13 protein-coding genes and 1 tRNA gene are annotated in these 16,696 nt (G+C 64.4%); 5 read left to right on the top strand and 9 right to left on the bottom strand.

Annotation, left to right across the window (positions count from 1 at the left end; all coding sequences use genetic code 11):
• Positions 1-82 precede the first annotated feature (82 nt).
• Positions 83-490: a hypothetical protein gene (locus tag OG203_RS40115; RefSeq protein ID WP_405162408.1), complete on the top strand. Its 408-nt coding sequence runs from the start codon at positions 83-85 to the stop codon at positions 488-490.
• 47 nt (positions 491-537) lie between these two features.
• On the opposite strand, the gene OG203_RS40110 is transcribed toward OG203_RS40115, so the two are convergent.
• From OG203_RS40110 to OG203_RS40070, 9 genes are all read right to left on the bottom strand, one after another.
• The gene (locus tag OG203_RS40110) at positions 538-957 is read right to left on the bottom strand and encodes a VOC family protein (protein WP_405162407.1); all 420 of its coding nucleotides are present in this window, start codon (positions 955-957) and stop codon (positions 538-540) included.
• Positions 958-1,735: 778 nt separating this feature from the next.
• On the bottom strand, positions 1,736-4,480 hold the full coding sequence (gene polA, locus OG203_RS40105; RefSeq protein WP_405162406.1) for a DNA polymerase I: 2,745 nt from the start codon (positions 4,478-4,480) through the stop codon (positions 1,736-1,738).
• A 128-nt stretch (positions 4,481-4,608) separates the two neighbouring features.
• Positions 4,609-6,288 carry a DUF885 domain-containing protein gene (locus tag OG203_RS40100; RefSeq protein ID WP_405162405.1) on the bottom strand — a complete coding sequence of 560 codons (1,680 nt, stop codon included), beginning with the start codon at positions 6,286-6,288 and terminating at the stop codon, positions 4,609-4,611.
• A gap of 55 nt (positions 6,289-6,343) precedes the next feature.
• Positions 6,344-7,120 (bottom strand): ABC transporter ATP-binding protein, encoded by a 777-nt coding sequence (locus tag OG203_RS40095; protein WP_405162404.1) that lies wholly within the window; start codon positions 7,118-7,120, stop codon positions 6,344-6,346.
• An 8-nt stretch (positions 7,121-7,128) separates the two neighbouring features.
• Positions 7,129-8,124, bottom strand: coding sequence for an ABC transporter ATP-binding protein (locus tag OG203_RS40090; protein ID WP_405162403.1), 996 nt, complete (start codon positions 8,122-8,124; stop codon positions 7,129-7,131).
• The gene (locus OG203_RS40085) at positions 8,121-9,545 is read right to left on the bottom strand and encodes a branched-chain amino acid ABC transporter permease (protein ID WP_405162402.1); all 1,425 of its coding nucleotides are present in this window, start codon (positions 9,543-9,545) and stop codon (positions 8,121-8,123) included. Before OG203_RS40085 ends, OG203_RS40090 begins: the two co-directional genes overlap by 4 nt.
• The gene (locus OG203_RS40080; RefSeq protein WP_405162401.1) at positions 9,542-10,579 is read right to left on the bottom strand and encodes a branched-chain amino acid ABC transporter permease; all 1,038 of its coding nucleotides are present in this window, start codon (positions 10,577-10,579) and stop codon (positions 9,542-9,544) included. The genes OG203_RS40085 and OG203_RS40080 overlap by 4 nt, the downstream gene beginning before the upstream one ends.
• Before the next feature lie 99 nt (positions 10,580-10,678).
• Complete coding sequence (locus OG203_RS40075) at positions 10,679-11,878, bottom strand: branched-chain amino acid ABC transporter substrate-binding protein (RefSeq protein WP_405162400.1); 1,200 nt, start codon at positions 11,876-11,878, stop codon at positions 10,679-10,681.
• A gap of 297 nt (positions 11,879-12,175) precedes the next feature.
• Complete coding sequence (locus tag OG203_RS40070) at positions 12,176-12,793, bottom strand: ANTAR domain-containing response regulator (RefSeq protein ID WP_150406672.1); 618 nt, start codon at positions 12,791-12,793, stop codon at positions 12,176-12,178.
• A 224-nt stretch (positions 12,794-13,017) separates the two neighbouring features.
• Here OG203_RS40070 and OG203_RS40065 point away from each other — a divergent pair.
• The 4 genes from OG203_RS40065 (at position 13,018) to OG203_RS40050 (ending at position 16,646) form a co-directional block, all read left to right on the top strand.
• Positions 13,018-13,101, top strand: a tRNA-Leu gene (locus tag OG203_RS40065).
• A gap of 378 nt (positions 13,102-13,479) precedes the next feature.
• Complete coding sequence (locus tag OG203_RS40060; protein ID WP_405162399.1) at positions 13,480-13,683, top strand: hypothetical protein; 204 nt, start codon at positions 13,480-13,482, stop codon at positions 13,681-13,683.
• A 281-nt stretch (positions 13,684-13,964) separates the two neighbouring features.
• Positions 13,965-14,597: a hypothetical protein gene (locus OG203_RS40055; protein WP_405162398.1), complete on the top strand. Its 633-nt coding sequence runs from the start codon at positions 13,965-13,967 to the stop codon at positions 14,595-14,597.
• Between the two features lie 783 nt (positions 14,598-15,380).
• Positions 15,381-16,646, top strand: a complete 1,266-nt coding sequence (locus OG203_RS40050) for an IS256 family transposase (protein WP_405162397.1) — start codon at positions 15,381-15,383, stop codon at positions 16,644-16,646.
• Positions 16,647-16,696: the final 50 nt, after the last annotated feature.

The raw sequence follows: 16,696 nt of genomic DNA, 5'->3' as shown, positions 1-16,696 counted from the left end.
AATGCTGCGGTGCGACGCGCACCGCATCTCTTCCCGTTGTGTCCCGCGATCTATGTCCGCCACACAGGAGGAACGAAGCCCAATGATGACTACCTCGAACTTTCGCCGCCCCGCCCGCATCGTGGCCGTCTTCGCCGCGATAGCCGCGGCCTCGGTGGCGACCGCCGCCCCCGCGCTCGCCGACACGACCCTCGACATCCTCGATGTCGGATCGAACATGGTCAACGTCAACTACAGCTGCGACGCCTCCTCCGGAGTGGTGAGCATCCAGGCAATGCTGGGCGGCACCGACGCCGACCGCCCCACCGCCCAGGGCGCCCAAAACTCCGTCGACTGCGACGGCTCCTCGAAACAAACCACCGTCCGCCTGACATCGGACCCCAGCCAGCCACAACTGACCTCCGACACCGAAGCACAGGTGCGAGTCGCGCTCGTCAACGACAACGGCACCGTGGTCTCCGGCCAGGCAAAGAAGTTCACCGTGCAATAACCGATTCCGCACTGGCGCAACCGGCTTCACTCCTGCGGACGATGCGACTACGCGGGCAAGGTTGATTCCGGGTAGACCGCGATCTCGATGAGATTCCCATCCGGGTCGTTGCAGTAGTGCGAGATCATGTCGCCGAGCGCCCCGGTTTTGCCGACCGGACCACTCACCACCTCGACACCGCAGGCGGCGAGGTGATCACGCACCTCCGCCACCGAAGCATTCGCCACAAAGCACAGATCTTCGGAACCCGCACTCTCGACCGCGGCCGTCGACCAGGTCGGATCGGTAGCCAACGCACCGACCGGACGCAGATTCAGCTTCTGGTTGCCGAATCTCAACGCGGTTCGACCGCTCGGCCCAAACGTCTCCACCCGCATCCCCAAAACCTCGACATACCACCGCGCGGTCTCGGCGACATCGCGACAGTTGAGCACAACGTGGTCGATTCGATCAACACTGAACCCCATGATCAGAACTGTAGCCCTCTCCGCCAGAACAACATTCAGCATGTGCGTAGCCCAACACCGACATGGGTGCGCGGAGAGCTGACCGGTACGCTCGGGCAGAACCGTTCCACCCAACTGTCCGTCGAGCAGTGGCCGACCGGTGCGTCAGCCCACCACGGGTCGGTCCGCCACGGGCCGACCCGCGACGGGCCGCCGACCATTTGCTGGAATCCACTGCGTTTCAACGAGTTCGGCCGATAAGGTTGCCTCACCTCCACCCGAGGGGCGATGGACATGGTCCACACATCGCGCCCAGGGAGGAGGTGGTGGGGAATGGCGAAACATCGCCGGGCAAAGAGCAAAGCCCCGGTCGACTACGGCATCATGCTGGCAACAGCTGCCGTGGTCGCCGGGGCGCTCGTGCTGGTCCGCTGGATGAGGGGCTAGCTAAACCCACCAGGTGGGGCGTCGCTCACAACGGCGTCCCACCGCCCAGCATCACTTGCGTGATGTCGACAGTCTAGCGCGCTAGACGGTTCGCAGGCTAGCTTCTTGCACGGATGCGAGGAGTATCGCTTGCTAGTTGCGGTTGGCTGTCCTGAGCAGGATGCCGGGCCACTTCATCTGCATGACGAGATTCGGTGGAACCTTGCATCGTGCGAGTTTAGAGCTGGTCGCGGTGCGGAGGTCTGCGCAATTCAGTTCTGCGCGAATGCAGTTCAGGGCATTCGAGTACGAAACGTAACTAAGTTCTGCTGATGCCGCGCGTCGAATAGGCCGGCGCGCGGCATCGGTGCGGTCAGTGGGCGGCGTTGTCCCAGCTGCGGCCGGTGCCAACCGAGACGTCGAGAGGGACCGAGAGGTGGATGGCGGCGGCCATTTGTTTCTTGGCGAGGGCTTCGAGGGTTTCTTTCTCGCCCTCGGCTACCTCGAAGAGCAATTCGTCGTGGATTTGCAGGAGCATCCTGGAGCGCAGGCCTGCTTCCTGGATTGCCTTGTGCACGTTGATCATCGCGACCTTGATGATGTCGGCGGCGGTGCCCTGGATGGGGGCGTTGAGAGCCATGCGTTCGGCGGCTTCGCGGCGTTGGCGGTTGCTGGAGTCCAGGTCGGGGAGGTAGCGGCGGCGGCCGAAGAGGGTGGAGGTGTAGCCGACCTTGCGGGCCTGCTCGACCACCTCGTAGAGGTAGTCGCGGATGCCGCCGAAGCGGTCGAAGTAGACGTCCATCTGTTCTTTGGCCTCGGTGGTGCTGATCTTCAGCTGCGCGGCGAGGCCGTAGGAGCTGAGACCGTAGGCAAGGCCGTAGGACATCGCCTTGATGCGGCGGCGCAGCTCCGGGGTCACCTCGGCGATCGGGATGTCGAATGCCTTGGACGCGACGAAGGTGTGCAGGTCCTCGCCGGAATTGAACGCCTCGATCAGCGCCTCGTCCTCGGAAAGGTGCGCCATGATGCGCATCTCGATCTGGCTGTAGTCGGCGGTCATCAGCGACTGGTAGCCGGAGCCGACGACGAAGGTGTCGCGGATCTGCCTGCCGGTGTCGGTGCGGATCGGGATGTTCTGCAGGTTCGGCTCGGTGGATGACAGGCGGCCGGTGGCGGCGATGGTCTGGTTGAACGTGGTGTGGATGCGGCCGTCGTCGGCGACGCACTTCAACAAACCGTCGACGGTGACCTTCAGCCTGGTCGCGTCGCGGTGCTCCAGCAGATGCTGTAGGAACGGGTGCTCCGTCTTCTCGAACAGCGATTCCAACGCGTCGGCGTCGGTGGTGTAGCCGGTCTTGGTGCGCTTGGTCTTCGGCATGTCGAGCTCGTCGAACAGCACCACCTGCAGCTGCTTGGGCGAGCCGAGGTTGATCTGCTTGCCGATCACCTCGTAGGCCGCGTTGGCCGCCTCGGTCACCTTGTCGGCGAACTGACGCTGCAGCGTCTCCAGCTGGTCGGTGTCGACCGCGATGCCCGCGTCCTCCAGGTTGGCGAGCACGCTGAGCAGCGGCAGCTCCATATCCTCCAGCAGCGGAACGGATTCGATCTGCTGGAGTTCGGTGTCGAGCGCGTCGGCGAGGTCGGCGACCGCCCTGGCGCGCAGCATTTCGGTCTGCGCGAGCTCGGCGTCGACGGTGTCCTCGTCGTCGAGCAGCGACAGCTGCGGGGTCTCGTCGGTCTCGGCGCGCAGCTCGCGGCGCAGGTAGCGCAGCGAGAGGTCGTCGAGGTTGAAGCTGCGCTGGCCGGGACGGACCAGGTAGGCGGCGAGCGCGGTGTCGCTGGTGAGCCCGCCGAGGGTCCAGCCGCGGCCACGCAGCGCGTGCATGGCGGACTTCGCCTCGTGCAGCGCCTTCGGCACGGCCGGGTCGGCGAGCCAAGCGCCAAGTGCCGCTTCGTCTTCCGGGGTCAGGATGGCGACGTCGATGTAGCCGCTCTCGCCGTCGCCCGCCGCGATGGCGAGCGCGCGCACGTCACCGCCGCCGGGGGTGCCGCTGCCGACAACCGAGACACCCTGCCGGACACCGGCTTTCGCGTGCTCGACGAGCCAGCCCGCGACCGCGCCGACCTCGAGCGCGCCGCCGCTGATCTCGAAGCCGGCCTCGGCCTCTGGCTCCTTCGGGGCCAGCGTCTCGAACAGCCGGTCCCGCAGCACGCGGAACTCCAGGTCGTCGAAGAGCTGATGGATCTTGTTGCGGTCCCACGGCGCCTGCGCCAGCTGATCCGGCGTGTAGGGCAGCGGCACGTCGCGGATCATCTCGGTGAGCTGACGGTTGAGCACCACGCTGCTCAGGTTGGCGCGCAGCGAGTCGCCGACCTTGCCCTTCACCTCGTCCACCTTGTCGACGAGGCTGTTCAGGTCGCCGTATTCGCGGATCCACTTGGCCGCGGTCTTCTCCCCTACACCGGGGATGCCGGGCAGGTTGTCGCTCGGGTCACCGCGCAGCGCCGCGTAATCCGGGTACTGGGACGGGGTGAGGCCATACTTGGCGAACACCTCGTCGGGGGTGAACCTGGTGAGATCGGAGACACCCTTCTTCGGGTACAGCAGCGTCACATTGTCGTTGACCAGCTGGATGGCGTCGCGGTCGCCGGAGACGATCAACACCCGGAAGCCCTGCGCCACCGCCTGCGTTGTCAAGGTGGCGATGAGATCGTCGGCCTCGAAGCCCTCGATCGCCATCACGGGGATGCCCATCGCGCCGAGCACGTCCTTGGTGAGTTCGACCTGCCCGCGGAACTCGTCCGGCGTCTGCGAACGGTTCGCCTTGTACTCCGGGTACGCCTCGGTGCGGAAGGTCTTCCTCGACACGTCGAACGCCGTCGCGATATGCGTCGGTTTCTCGTCGCGCAGCAGGTTGATCAGCATCGCGGTGAACCCGTACACCGCGTTGGTGGTCTGCCCCGTCACCGTCTTGAAGTTCTCCGCCGGTAGCGCGAAGAACGCGCGATAGGCAATCGAATGCCCGTCCAACAACAGCAGAGTCGGCCGGTCACCCGACACGGAATCGCCGGAGCCGGACGCGGTGGCAGGACGCTGAGCAGTCGTGGGTGAACTCACGCCACAGAGTCTAGGGACCAGCACCGACAAGGTGATACGCCGACACCCGGCCAGCCGTTAACCATCCGTTTTCCCAGCGGAGACCGAGACCGAGTCGGACGCCGAAGCCCCGACCCGGTCCCGGAACCTCACACCAGAGACGTGACGAGTTCCCGCAGCACAGGCAAGCTGACCGAGCCCGAGCCGAGGACCTTGTCGTGGAAGACCTTGATGTCGAACGCGCTGCCGAGGCGCTCGGTGGCGAGCAGGCGTTGACGGCGGATCTCCAGCTGGCCGACCTTGTAGCCGACGGCCTGACCAGGCATACCGATGTAGCGGTCCACCTCGGTGGTGATCTCGGCGATGCCGGCGGGCGAGTTGGCCACCATGAAGTCGATGGCCTGTTGCCTGCTCCAGCCTTTCGCGTGCAGGCCGGTGTCGACGACCAGTCGGCAGGACCGCAACGAGTCGCCGGCGAGCATGCCGAGGCGGCCCAAATCGTCCTCGTACAAGCCCATTTCGTCGGCGAGCCGCTCGGTGTACAGCGCCCAGCCCTCGACGAACGCGGTGTTCGCGTAGGACTGGCGCTGGAAGCGGGGCAGGTGGTCGAGCTCGTTGGCGATGGTGAGCTGCAGGTGGTGGCCGGGGATGGCCTCATGGAAGGCCACCGAGGCGGTCTCGAATCGGCCGCGGCCGGTGGGATGGGAGGTGTTGACGAAGTAGGTGCCTGGCCGGGAACCGTCCGCGGCGGGCGAGAAGTAATACGCGGGCGGCGCGTCCGCGGCGAGGAAATCCGGCACCGGGACGATGTCGCACGTTTCCTTGGGCAGCCTGCCGAACCAGTTACCCATCTCGGCGTTCGCCGCGGTCACCGCGTGGCGTGCGTCGAACATGATCTGCTCACCATCGACGTAACACAGCGCCGGATCGTCGCGCAGCCTGGCGAAGATCTCGCCGAGCTCGGCGGTACCGAACAAACGCTCGCCGATCGTCGTGTACTCCTCGCGCAGCGCCGCCAGCTCGGTCAGGCCGAGCTCATGGATCTCGTCAGCACCGAGATCGGGCAGGTTGGTGTGATACCGCAGCTGACGGCGGTAGATGTCCTCGCCATCCGCGCCGAGCCAGCACAGGCCCGGCTTGTCGTCGGGACGGCTCGCGGGCAGCAGCTCGTTGAACAGCACCTCGCGATAACTCTGAAACGCCGGGCGAATGATGTCCCTTGCCACGTCGGTCAATTCGGCCCGCCAGAACGCTTCGCCGTCCCACTCCGGTGGACCGGCGATAGTGACGAACGGATCCGCCGACAGCTCCGAGGCCAGGTATCCGTCGAGCTGGTTCAGCGACCGTTCGAGGGTGATCCTGGCCGGCGTGCGACCTGCGGCGAGGCCGTCGCGGAACCGTTCGACCGCCTGACCCAGCATGTCGCCGTACTGCCGAAACCGCAGGACGAGCGCCCGCGCACTGCCCGGCGTCGGCGCGTTGGTCTGCGGCGCCAACGTCAACGCGTAGGCGTGCACGCCCTCCATCTGATCGGAGGCCAGCTCCAGCGGCCGCCACTCCAGCCGGTCGATCACACCGGTCAATTCGGTGCGCAAGAGACTGCGGGTGATTCGATCGGTCTCGTCGAGTTGCTCAGCGTCGAGCGCGTCGACCTTCCCAAGCAACTCGCGCCAGGTCGCGAGCAAACGCTCGTCGGCAGCCGCGGACAGATCCTCGATGCGGTCATCGAACCGCCGGTCGCCGAGCAGTGTCGCGTCGCTGGGTTTGGCCTCGAGGAAGGTGTCCCAGTACCGCTCGGCCAGACCTGTCAGCTCATCATGACCACTCATGGTCACGATCATGCCTCGAGGACGGCCTTGCGGCACTGGGGTTTTACACCGGGGACTATCCGACGCCCAAGTACGCCGACTTCACCGACGGGTCGGTGAGCAGCTCGCGGCCGGAGCCGGTCTTGGTGACCTCGCCGGTCTCCATGATGTAGGCGCGGTCGCTGCGCGAGAGCGCCTGCTGGGCGTTCTGCTCGACAAGCAGCACCGTGGTGCCCTGCTGGTTGATCTCCGTGATGATCCGGAAGATCTGCTGAATGATCATGGGCGCCAAGCCCATCGACGGCTCATCCAGCAACAGCAGCCGCGGCCGCGCCATCAGCGCACGACCGATGGCGAGCATCTGCTGCTCGCCGCCGGACAGGGTGCCGCCGATCTGCTTGCGCCGTTCCGACATGCGCGGGAACAGCTCGAACACCCACTCGAGCGTCTGGTTGTATTCTGCCTTCTGCTTGAACGGCCTTCCGTAGCAACCCATATCGAGGTTTTCCTGCACCGTCATACCGGGGAAAACACCCCGGCCCTCCGGTGCCTGGATCAGGCCCTCACCCACCCGCTCGTGCGCCTTCATATGGGTGATGTCGCGGCCCTGGAACATGATTCGGCCACGGGTCAGCGGCAGCAGGCCAGACAGCGCCCGCATGGTCGTGGTCTTGCCCGCGCCGTTCGCGCCGAGCAGTGTGACCAGCTCGCCCGCCGCCACCTGCAGCGAAATCCCGTGCAGCGCCTGGATTCTGCCGTAGTTGACGACCATGTCGGTGACCTCGAGCAGCGCGTCAGAACTGCCCTTGGTCGCCTCGACGGTCTGCTGATCCGGTTCTCTGTGCGATGCCATCGCTGCTCCTACCCGTCCGTCCCGTGCGCGCTTGCCGTCCCCGACTCGGTGCCGTCGTCGGGCACACCGAGGTAGGCGGCGATCACCGCGGGGTCCTCCCGGATATCGGCGGGCAGCCCGTCCGCGATCTTGCGGCCGAACTCGAGCACCACGATCCGGTCGGTCACGCCCATTACCAGGCGCATGTCGTGCTCGATCAGCAACACGGTGAACCCGTCGTCGCGGATCTTGCGGATCAGATCCATCAGCGCCGACTTCTCGCTCGGATTGAATCCGGCCGCCGGCTCGTCGAGGCAGAGCAACTTCGGCTCGGTGGCCAGCGCCCTGGCGATCTCCAGCCTGCGCTGATCGCCGTAGGACAGGTTGCGTGCCTTCTCCACCGCTTTCGGTGCGATGCCGACGAATTCGAGCAGCGCCATGCCCCGCTCGATCGCGTCGTGTTCCTCGCGGCGATGCCGGTTGGTGCGGAAGATGGCGCCTGGCACCGAGGTTTTGTGCCTGGCGTCGGTGCCGACCACCACGTTCTCCAGCGCGGTCATCTCGCCGAAGAGCCGGATGTTCTGGAAGGTACGCGCGATGCCGAGCCGGGTGATGGCGTTGCGCTTGGTCTTCGTCAGCGGCGCGCCGTCGAAGTACACCGTGCCCGACGCGGGCCGGTACACACCGGTGATCGCGTTGAAGCAGGTGGTTTTCCCGGCACCGTTGGGCCCGATGAGCCCGAGGATCTCGCCGCGGCGGATCTCGAAGCTCACCGCGTCCAACGCGGTGAGACCGCCGAACTTGACGGTCAGCTCCTCGGTGCGCAAAAGCGGTGCACCAACGGCCGTTTCGATCTCCCGGCTGGAGGCGACGACCTCCGCGACCGTCTCGGCATCGGCCAGATCCGGAATCACCGCGGTCAGATCGACCACACCGGCACTGGGCGCCGCCTCGGGTTCGGCCACGTAACCCGCGGCCATGTCCTCGTTGTCGAACAGTGCGCCACCGGCGCCGGGCCCGGTCATCGGGTCGCTCCGAACGCCTGGTCGCCGAACGGTTTACGCACAGCCTGGTACACCTGACGCCCGTAGGCGAGCAGCTTCTGCCGGACCGGGAACAGGCCCTGCGGTTTGAAGATCATGACCACCATCAGCGTGATACCGAAGAACAGATACTTGTAGTCGCCGAGCGACTGAGCGCCCGCCTCATGGAATTTCAGCACATTGCCGAGCACGACGAGCAGCACAACGACCGCGACGATCGACCCTGCCAGATAACCGAGCCGGATCGGCCGTTCCTGATCACGAGCCCACCTGCGCCACACCATGATCAACGCGATCAGGACCGCGACGGAGAACACGAGCACCACCCATCCGGTCGCGGTCTGCCCGACGGCCTGCACGGAAAGCAGCCGGTTCGGCAGATACACGATGATGAACGCGCCGACGATCACGCCGAGCTTATTGCCCTGCCCGCCGATGACGACCGCGCACAGGAACAGCATCGAGTTGATGATGTTGAACCCGGTCGGATTGATGAACTGCACCTGACCCGCGTACAGCGCGCCGGAGAGTCCGCCGACCGCGGCACCGATCATGAACGCCCACAGCTTGAACTTGAACGTCGGCACGCCCATGATCTCGGCCGCGTCCTCGTCCTCGCGGATCGCCACCCAGGCCCGGCCGACCCGGCTGCGCTCCAGGTTGCCGACGATCAGCAGGACGATGATCACCAGGATCATGCCCACCCAGAACCACCAGGTGCCCGCGTTGGCCTTGTCGAAGATGTTGGAGGTGTCCGAGTTTCCGACATTGCCGGAGGAGAACACGCCGTTCTGCTTGTGCGCGGACTCGCCGAGGTGCGGGTAGGCGATGCCGGACAGGCCGAGGCTGCCGTTGGTCACATCACCGAGGTTGTCGGCGAGCAGCCGGACGATCTCACCGAAGCCGAGCGTGACGATCGCCAGGTAGTCGCCGCGCAACCGCAGCGTCGGAGTGCCGAGGATCAGACCGGATACCGCGGTGACCGCCGCCGCCAGTGGCAGGCAGGCCAGCCAGGCCCAGTCCTCGCTCAGCCAGCCGCCGTCCGTCTGATTCCACGGACTGTTGGGACTGGTGAGCAGGCCGACGGTGTACGCACCGACGGCATAGAAGCCGACATAGCCGAGGTCTAGCAGACCCGCCTGTCCGACAACGACATTCAGGCCGACGGCGAGCAGCGCGTACATGGCGAACTGCGCCATCACGCCGCCGAAGCTGGTGCCAGGAGTATCGAGGAACGGTGGCGGGAACAGTGGAAGCAACGCCAACAGGATGATGGCGGGAACGCCGACGGCCCACTGGGCCGGTCGGGACAGACCGCTCCACCAGGAACGCAGGCTGTCGCCGACGCCGTGCATCGGCCGTTCCGGCTTGATCGGCGGGGTAGCGGTTTTGGTGTCCGTCATGCTCGCGCCTTCCCGAGGCTCTCACCCAGAATGCCGGTCGGCCGGATCATCAGCACCAGCACAAGCACCACGAACGCGACAACGTCGCGCCATTCGGTGCCGAACAGGATCTGGCCGTAATTCTCTGCCAGCCCGAGCAGCAGGCCGCCGAGCAGCGCGCCACGCAGGTTGCCGATACCGCCGAGCACCGCGGCACTGAATGCCTTGATGCCGAGGATGAATCCGCCCGAGTAGATGATCCCGTTCGGAATCTTGAGGGCGTACAGCAGCGCCGCCGCACCGGCGAGCACGCCGCCGATGAGGAAGGTGAGCATGATGATTCGTTCCCGCGAGACGCCCATCAGCGTCGCGGTATCGGGATCCTGCGCGACGGCCCGGATGCCGCGGCCGAACTTGGTCTGATTGATCAGCAATTCGGTGGCGATCGCCAAAATCACTGCGGCGCCGATGATCACGAGCGTCACGTTGGTGATGTCCGCGCCGCCGAGGCTGAACTGCTTGGTCGGCTCCACCAGCATGATCGGCTTCTGCGCGTTGGTGCCGCCGACGCTCGGCCAGATCTTCGGCAACACGAAGTGCACGATCTCCTGGATCACGAACGAGGCGCCGATAGCGGTGATGAGAAAGATCAATGGTTTGGCGCCGCGCCTGCGCAACGGCCGATAGGCCACGCGCTCCAACCCGACCGCGGCGGCGCCGGACACCGCCATGCCGAAGATCATCGCCAACGCCAGATAGGTAATCGTGAGAATGATGCCCTGCGAGTAGACATCACCGCTCGGTGAGAAGCCGAGCAACATCAAACCGATGTACTGGCCGAACAAGCCGAGCATGAATATCTCGGAATGGGCAAAATTGATCAGCCGCAAAACGCCGTAGACCAGGGTGTAGCCCACCGCGACCAGTGCGTAGATCGCACCGTAGGACAATCCGTCGACGGTCAGTCGCCAGAAATCGTGGATCACTCCCTCATAGTTGAAGTCGATTGATCCGCCAGCGAGTTGTACAACGCCGGCCAATGCCGTTGAAGTCATTCGTTAATTCGCCCTCATTCATTCACCCGTGACGACACAGCAGCACGTACTGGGATTCGCGCGAACCCCGGTACGTGCTGCGCGATCTCGTGCTGTGGGTTACTTGACCGTGTAGATCCAGATGAGCGCGTTGCTCAGTTCCCCGTTGGGGTTCCACTTGTACTGGCGCGCGAGACCGGCACCGTCATAGGACTTCACGAACTCGAGCAGGTCGGGGCGGGTGAGCTTGCCACCGTCGATGCCCTTGGCCAGGATCGTGGACAGGTCGTAGGCCTCCACCGAGTACACACCCGACGGCTGGCCGTTGAAAGCCTGGTAATCCTTGGCGAACTTATCCGGCGCGGGACCACAGGGGCAGGTCAGCGTCGCGCCCTTGGCCGCGCTGCCCGCCTGGGACAGGAACTGCGGGTCGTTGACACCGTCGGGGCCGACGAAGACACCCTTGAAACCACCGGACTTCAGCTGCTGGGCCAGCGGCGCGCCCTCGGCGTAGTAACCGGAGTAGAAGACCGCGTCGGCGTTGGCCGAGACGACCTTGGTGACCGTCGCGGAGAAGTCCTTGTCACCGGTCTTGATGCTGGACGAGCACGCCGAGTCGGCCGCGGCACCGAGACCGTCGGTGATGCTCTTGGCCAGGCCGGTGCCGTAGTCGCTGTTGTCCTGGATGACGCAGACCTTCTTGTAGCCCGCGGTGCCGGTCAGGTACTTCGCGACCGACGGACCCTGCACGTCATCGTTGGCGAGGCCGCGGAAGAAAGTGGTCCAGCCGTTCTGGGTGAGGGTGGCGTTCGTGGCCGAGGAGGTCACCGAGACCAGGCCCGCGTCGCTCAGGATCTTGCCGGTCGCCTTGGTCTCACCCGAGAACGCCGGGCCGACCAGGCCGATGATCGACTTGTCGTTGACGACCTGCGGGATCACCTGGGTTGCCTTCTGCGGGTCACCCTCGGTGTCGAACGACTTCAGTTGGATCTGGCAGCCAGGGTTGGCCTTGTTGTGCTGGTCGAGCGCCAGCTTGGCACCCATGTTGATGTTGATCCCGAGTGCCGCGTTCGGGCCCGTCAACGCGCCCGCGAAGGCGATGGTCGTACCGGCCGGGCAGGTCGCCTTGCCGTCACCGGCGGGATCGGCGGCCTTCGCCGGATCCGTCTTCGGGACCGCCTTGCCGTTGATGTCCACCTGCTCCACCGGCACGATCGACAACCCGGCCGCGCCGCTGGTGCCGGACGAATCCGTACCGGTGCTGGTCGATTTGTCACTGCATCCGGTCAGCACCAGCGCGGCGGCAGCGCCGATAGCCAAAACACCTCGCGTCGTACGACTGTGCCATGTCGAACTAAGCACGTTTCACCTCTAAGTCCTGTGCTCCCCCGGCATCACCGAGGAGGCCGACCACGTCAGCCCGATCAGAACCTAGCGTTCATACGTTAGTTCCGCATCACATTCGGATCATGAACGCAACATCGCATCGAATTTTTGTTCACGATTGCGTTTCGCGCGCGTAAAATCCACGACTAATCAGCCCACACGGGCACAGTCCTTCGTCGCGCCGTGCCCCGCCGGATCGACCGCGGCGGTCCGCTCAGCGGACCCTGCCCGTCACTTGGGCGCGAGGTTCTCCAACACGACCTCGGCAACCGCCTTCATCGTAGTCCGGCGATCCATCGCAGTCCGCTGAATCCACTTGAATGCCTGCGGCTCGGAAAGACCCTGCGTCTGCATCAGCACACCCTTGGCTCGTTCCACCAGCTTGCGCGTCTCCAGCCGGTCCGACAGGTTCGCCACCTCGCCCTCCAGCGCGGTGATCTCATGGAAACGGCTGGCCGCCAGCTCGATCGCGGGCACCAGATCCGACTTGGTGAACGGCTTCACCAGATAGGCCATCGCACCAGCGTCACGGGCCCGCTCGACCAGATCACGCTGACTGAACGCGGTCAGAATCACCACCGGCGCAACACGTTTCGACGCGATCTCGGCGGCCGCATCAATACCATCACGGCGCGGCATCTTCACATCCATGATGACCAGATCCGGCCGATGCTCCACCGCCAAATCCACCGCCTGCTGGCCGTCACCGGCCTCACCGACCACCAGGTAACCCTCTTCGGTCAGCATCTCGACCAGGTCCATGCGGATGAGCGCTTCATCCTCTGCGACGACAACCCGCTTCGCCCCCGCGTCGCGCTTAGTGCTTGCGCCCCCTGCTGCTGTGCTCATAGGTAGACCCCTCTGGTTCAGATGCCTGTCCCGACACACGGCAGAGTGGACGTTGGTCCAACTAGCCGACCATCGACCCCACCACCGCGCTATCGAGTGATGTAAAGAGTACCTTTCACTTCGGCATAGAACGCATATACCCAGGGCAAACCGCCCGCGCGCGCCCCCAAACCCAACCAGTTAGGTCCAACCCCACCCCACCCGCTATCATTTCCTCCCGGTGCGCCGGGTTGGCGGAACTGGCAGACGCGACGGTCTCAAAAACCGTTGTCCGAAAGGACGTGTGGGTTCGAGTCCCACACTCGGCACTCGACAATGGGTCAACCCTGTCCGCGGAATGCGCGGACGGGGTTGTCTCGTCATTACACCGGGGGTGCAACCCCCGGACCCCGCTCGGCGGGGCTTCGCCCCCCGAACCCCCCTTGCAGTGGTTGCGTCCGTGGGGAAGTCCCGATCCACCGCCCCCCTTGCAGTGGTTGCTTACGTGGGCAAGTCCCGATCCACCACTCCCCTTGCAGTGGTTGCTTACGTGGGCAAGTCCCGATCCACCACTCCCCTTGCAGTGGTTGCTTGCGTGGGCAGGTCGTGATCGATCGCATGCCGCGTCGTCGCGGTTTCGTGGCCGAGCGTCCGCTGGACGACTTTGATATTGGCCCCCTGCACTGATCCGCCAACGAAGCCGCTGTATGCCGAAGAGCATGCGGCACAACCCCCTTCAATCCCACCGCGGCTCACGCTGCTCATCGCTGGCCCACGGCTGCGAGGCGCGTGAAACCTCGAACGGGTTGTCGCCGACTTGCCAATCGAAGCCGTCAAGCAGAAATTCGATCTACCTCGCCGACCTCGCGGCGGCCACCATCCTGAAGAAGAACCCGGAGCAGGAGAACTGACGCCGAACGGGACATGACGGCGCCGTCACTCGCACGTTCCCGCCATAATGTCCCGTTCGCTGCACGAGTTATCGCCGCAAGCACCACGAACACCTCCGAACGACCGCGGGCGTCCTCGGCACAAATGACGCCGAACTCAAGTAGTAAGTGCCCCAACGGAAACCGATGCGAATCCGCAACGAAAGTCGCACCGGTCGTCTGTTTCACCGATCACGGAACATCCTGCCACCACAGTTCGAAACCAACCCGATGACGCGGTCGGGCTGGGTTACCGTGGCCCCATGCAAGAATCGGCATTCAGCGGTTGGCGTCATGCACTTCAGGAGCTTGCCGCAACCAAAGAGGCCGCGGAGTCGTGGCGGCACACGAGATACCAGTTCGCGCACAAACTGGGACAAGCGCTTACAGGCAGCGGCGATAGCGGCGAACCAACCATATCTGGGCACGTGGTGTACGGGGTGTGGCTGGAGTGGGGACTGCTGTACGTCGGGCAAACCAGCAAGGCCGAGCGGCGGCTGCGCGACCTGCCGGTCGGTGAGAGCCACCACCTAGCCAACACCTTCCCACCTGAGATCTGGAGCCGCATCGTCGTGATCTCGTGGCCCCGACTTCCGGAGGCCGAAGTACCACTACAAACACTCGGAGTGCAAGAGGTCGGCCTCGGGTTGGAGCATCGCCTGCAGGCATCACTGCACCCCCTCGTCAACGCGACACGCAGAACATCCGAAGGCACATGGCGGAATGTGGACTGGAGTAAAAGTCGATCGCGGGGCGCAGTCGCCAGCGGACAACTCGATGAGCTGTTTGCAGCCGTCATGAACATCTGGGGTGAGACATCGAACTCCCTCACATGTCGGGTTGTGCATCCCGCCGACCTCCTCCAGCTGACCACGGAACCGGATGCCACACACTGATTCCGCTCGCCACCTCGATTCTGGACATCTTCAAAGGCGCGCCCAGCGGGTAACAGCTTCAGCGACACGTGAGCGACACAACTGCCGTGCACACACCCGACAGACGAATACTGAACGCGAAGTGAGACGCCCGCCCCGACTAATCGAGGACACCGGAAACCTGCTCAAGTCTGCCTCCGGATCAGAAGCTCCCCGACCGGACTCGGTCCGCAAGGAGTCCGCGGCTGCGCACGACGCGATCGAATCCCAACCAAGGACACCAACCCGCTAGTCAGTCGTGCGCCACTACTGCGCCCGAGATCCTTTGGACCACCTTGAGATTGGCCCGGCGCTGATTGTCAACGAAGCCGCATGATGCCGAAGATCATGCGGCACAACCCCTTCAACCGATCGAGCTTCTTACCGTCCCACCTTGTGGACAGCTCAAACCGATTACGTTGTCGGTTCAGCAGATAAGTGGCCACATACGTCGCCGATGCTCCGACGAGTACAGCCCCAACGGCTATGAGTTGGCTGATCACGTGTCCCCCGAATGATGCAATTCCCGCCCTATACGGCATCGTCAGACCACAAACCTAATAGGCACGACGGCAGCGGTCAGCCAGGTTCTCCCTTAGATACGACCTCCCTCAGCTCCCGAATGGCCAGTAGGAGAAAGCAGAGATGGAAGTGCCCAGACATCCAGGCGTGGCGAACGGGGCGACCGGGAGTGTCGGGATAACGGCGGATCTTGATCTCGGTCCGATTGGCCGAACCTGATGGTTCGGCAGGAAGGACCGACGAATGTCGGAGACACTCGATGCCGTGACCAACGATGCGGTGGACACCAAGAAGCTGGCCCAGCAGCTGCTCGCTCAGGCCAAGGAACAAGGAATCGATCTGGTCGGGCCGGGCGGGCTGCTCAACCAACTGACCAAGACCGTGCTCGAAACCGCGCTGGAAGCGGAGATGACCGAGCACGTCGGCTATGAGAAGCACGACCCGGCTGGGCGTGGAAGTGGCAACTCCCGCAACGGAACTCGATCCAAGACCGTGGTCACCGAGATCGGTCCGGTCGACATCGATGTCCCGCGCGATACGAGTTCCTCGTTCGAACCCAAGATCGTCCGCAAGCGTCAGCGGCGACTGTCGGGGGTGGACGAGATCGTGTTGTCGTTGACCGCGAAAGGACTGACGACCGGCGAGATCTCGGCGCATTTCGCCGAGATCTATGGAACCTCGGTGTCGAAGGACACGATCTCGACGATCACCGACAAGGTTGTCGCGGAGATGGTCGATTGGTGCAACCGGCCCCTGGATCGCGTCTATCCGGTCCTGTTCATCGATGCCATCCACGTCAAGATCAGAGATGGTCAGGTGGCCAACCGCCCGATCTATGTGGTCATCGGCGTCACCACCGCCGGGGAACGCGACATCTTGGGTTTGTGGGCCGGCGAGGGCGGTGAAGGCGCCAAATTCTGGCTGCAAGTGCTCACAGAGCTCAAGAACCGCGGCGTCGCCGACGTCTGCATCGCCGTCTGTGACGGACTCAAGGGGCTGCCCGAGGCGATCAACACCGTCTGGGAACGCACGATCGTGCAAACCTGCGTAATCCACTTGCTGCGCAACAGTTTCCGCTACGCGGGCCGTCAGCACTGGGCCGAGATGAGCCGCGACCTCAAACCGGTCTACACCGCGGCGACCGAGGCCGCGGCCCGCGAACGGTTCGGCGAGTTCACCACGAAATGGGGTGGCCGCTACCCGGCGATCGTCAAACTCTGGAACAACGCCTGGACCGAGTTCACACCGTTCCTCGACTACGACGTCGAGATCCGGCGAATCATCTGCTCCACCAACGCGATTGAATCATTGAACGCCCGCTACCGGCGCGCGATCCGCGCCCGCGGGCACTTCCCCAGCGAGCAATCGGCGTTGAAATGCCTGTATCTGGTGACCCGTTCCCTGGACCCCACCGGTCATGGCCGGGCACGATGGGCGATGCGGTGGAAACCGGCCCTCAACGCTTTCGCCATCACCTTCGAAGGCCGGATCCACCCGACCGGGAACTAACCCACACCGAGACCGGATCCACCGTTAAACCGAAACTCCCGGGCGACCAA

The organism is Nocardia sp. NBC_01499 (assembly GCF_045040275.1).
In the GTDB taxonomy this organism is placed as follows: domain Bacteria; phylum Actinomycetota; class Actinomycetes; order Mycobacteriales; family Mycobacteriaceae; genus Nocardia.
Note: the sequence above shows the minus strand (reverse complement) of the source record. Positions and strands in the feature narration are given on the sequence as shown.